Annotated in this window: 4 protein-coding genes; all 4 read right to left on the bottom strand. The window is 70.1% G+C overall.

The window, feature by feature from the left end; translation table 11 throughout:
- The coding region (locus BEK98_RS45215) for a hypothetical protein (protein ID WP_143684256.1) at positions 1 to 294 on the bottom strand (294 nt) is incomplete at its 3' end.
- Positions 294 to 752: a hypothetical protein gene (locus tag BEK98_RS45210; protein WP_094222660.1), complete on the bottom strand. Its 459-nt coding sequence runs from the start codon at positions 750 to 752 to the stop codon at positions 294 to 296. The genes BEK98_RS45215 and BEK98_RS45210, both read right to left, overlap by 1 nt.
- A gap of 74 nt (positions 753 to 826) precedes the next feature.
- Entirely contained in the window at positions 827 to 1,540 is a 714-nt protein-coding gene (locus BEK98_RS45205) for a hypothetical protein (RefSeq protein WP_094222659.1), read from the bottom strand.
- Positions 1,541 to 1,646: 106 nt separating this feature from the next.
- On the bottom strand, positions 1,647 to 2,438 hold the full coding sequence (locus BEK98_RS49360) for an RNA polymerase sigma factor (RefSeq protein ID WP_094222658.1): 792 nt from the start codon (positions 2,436 to 2,438) through the stop codon (positions 1,647 to 1,649).
- Positions 2,439 to 2,907 lie beyond the last annotated feature (469 nt).

The following is a 2,907-nucleotide window of genomic DNA, read 5'->3' as shown; positions in this document are numbered from 1 at the left end:
GCCCAGTGCGAGGACGACGCGGTTGGCGCGCAGCGCGGGCGCCGGATCGGTGTGCAGGTCCTCCAGGGAAGCGCTGAGGGGTTCCTGGCCCTCCAGGCAGCTGCGCAGCCACTCGGCGAGCGCCGAGGCGTCCGCCTTGGGGGAGGCACACAGCAGTACGGTCCGGTCGTCCGGTTGGGGCAGCGCGGCGGCGGCATCGGTGACGGCCGTCCAGCCGTGACGTTCGGCAGCCTGGGCGACGGAGGCGAGCAGCGTGTCCAGCTCGGCGGCTGCGGGGCTTGCGGAGTCGGCCATCACTGCTCCAGCCATGCGTAGAAGTCGGGCGTCAGGGCCAGGGACCAGTCCCGGCACTCGCGAGGCAGCACCAGGGCGAGGGTGGCGGCGAGATCGCCACGGACCGTCGGGTCGCCGGGGCTGCCCGCGAGGAATGAGGGCAGCGCCCGGTCCATCAGGGCGTCGAAGAGCCGTTGGTCCTCGCGGACCGCTGAAAGGGGCCGGCCGCTCGGGGACACGGTCACCGGACCGCCCGGCGGGGCGTCGCTGAACGGGGCGGCGGACACCAGCGCGTACATGAGCAGCCGGGGCCGCGTGATGCCGACCGCCCACCAGCGGTCGGGGGCGTCGATCAACAACGGCTGCCTCGGGGCCCGTACGGCAGGGGCGGCGAAGACCGCGTAGGCCGGGGTCCCCCAGCGCAGCGTGGGCAGCGGTGTGGAGACATAGTGCTCCAGCGGTACCTCGGCTTCGCTCAACGCATGATCAACGACCCCCTTACGGGCCTGCGCATAGGGTGTACGGGTGTGTTCGGACGGAGCGTCAGCGGTGTTCACAGCGGTGTCCCCTCCCCTGGGGCGGCGGCATGGACCTGGTCGGTGACCACGCAGTTGCCTCCTGCCCCCAGCCAACTGTCGGCCATGGTCGCGGCGTCGACGAAGTGTGCGGACTCGCTCGTGCCGCTGTCGTTGACGAAGAATCCCTCGATCTCGCCGGTCGCCGGGTCACGGGCCACCCCGATGGGCACGACCGCGTGGTTGGCCTGGCCGCCGTCCCAGTAGGTCGCGTCGTCCCAGAGCACACCGGCGTTGGCGGCGATGATCACTCCGTGGCCCTGCTCCAGGTTGGCGGCCAGATCCTCCAGGGAGTCGGCACTCTCCACGTGGGCGGGCACGCCGTAGTCGGACAGAATGCGGGCCTGGTCGGGCAGTGTGGTGCCGCCGCGTGCCGTGGCGTCGCCCCCGGTCTCGCACAGGCCGTGGGAGACGGCGTGGGCGACGACATCGCCCTCGGTGACGTCGACACCGAACTGCCTCAGCACTCCCTCGCAGGAGCACAGCCCGCAGGTGCCCTGGAAACCGTAGGGGTTGTCGCCCTGACGGTGGGTGAAGTCGGCGTAGGTGTCGACATCGCCGATGATCAGGGTCTCCCGGCCGTCGGGCAGGGTACCGAGTGCGTACGGGACGTCGATGCCGGCGTCGGCAGGTTGGGTGACGACGTCCGCCGGTAGCTCGTGGAGCGGCTCTAATGGTGACGCGTGGTCCACTCGCCCCCTCCTCCGTGGCTGCTGGCCGATCGAATGTGGTGTTTCACTGGTTGCAGACCCCTGTGGGCGCGGCGGCATTACCGACTTCGCGGTGCGAGGCGGTGCCTCATGGCATGTCCAGGTGTCCGACGACCTTGGTGCAGGCGGAGCGCAGCAGCGTGGGCCAGTTGCGGCGGCGGTGGTCGGAGCGCCGCTCGAGGACGGCACGCCCGAAGACATCGGCCTCGGCCTCCGTGAGCGGGTCGTGCGGGACGCGTGCGGCCTGTTCCATGGCGTGCCTCAGCGCGTCCTCGCCGCCTAGGAGTTCGGGGTGGTGCAGGAAGAGCGCGACTCTGAGCTTCACGACGGCCCGGCAGTGGGCGACGGCGCAGCGCGAGCCGGGCAGGTCCAACGTGGTGCCGATCTCGTCCCAGGTACGGCCGGGTAACGCGAGCCGGGCCCGGACGACGGCGTACTCGGTGGGGTTGAGGTCACCCCGTGTGCGGGCCTGTTCGGCCAGTGCGGGCAGCCAGTCGGTGGTCGGCGGGTCCGCATGCGGCGGGTCGGCGTCCGTGACCGTCCCGCCGTACCGGTCGAGCGGCACTTCGCGTTCGTCCCGTCTGAGTCGATGCGCGGCCAGTCGCGCCGCTTCGCGGGTGGCGATGGCCATGACCCAGGTCAGAAAGGACGACTCACCCCGAAAGGTGAAATAACCGCGCCACGCCCGGATGGCCACGGCCTGGCCGAGGTCCTCGGCGTCGGCGGCATTGCGCATCGCGAACCTGGCATAAGCGACAACATGCGGTCGAGCGGCGATCCATTTCTCTGCAAACTCGTCATGTTCGGCGGAACACTTGCGCGTACCCGGGCCGGCGCAACCCTCCCGGCCCACCCCTTCCGGGAACAGCTGTGCGTGCATGTGCGTCGGCAACCCCCCTGGCGCGACACATATCCGGCCCATCCGGGCCGATTGGGTTGCCACTCTAGGGAGAGTGGGTACACCTTTGCGGTCTGTGTGCCTCTTTGCTCGTGAATCCTCAACTCCTGACCGATTCTGTCGGATTACGACCACATTGCGGGTCGGCGGACCCGCTAGCAGGGGAAAACCCAATTCGACGAAGAGCTGCGTCGGCGCGAACTGCTGCTGATGCAGGGACGCGGGGAGCTGACCCGGTACGGGCGTCCGGCACGGCGACGGAACCTCGCCGACCATCCATCAGGCCCGGTGAACGGTGACCTCGCGCTCAGCGCACGCGGTCCTGTCGGCAGTGCGTCAGGTGGGAATGCGTACCGTCTCCACCCAGCTCGGGGGCTGTGGTGCGGCTGAGCCGATCAGAGCCGCGATGATGCGGCAGGGTGGGTTCTCGCCGGGCCAGGGGGTGAATCCG

The organism is Streptomyces diastatochromogenes, from assembly GCF_002242805.1.
Taxonomy (GTDB): domain Bacteria; phylum Actinomycetota; class Actinomycetes; order Streptomycetales; family Streptomycetaceae; genus Streptomyces; species Streptomyces diastatochromogenes.
The sequence above is the reverse complement of the archived record's forward strand: the minus strand, read 5'-3'. Positions and strand labels throughout refer to the sequence as shown.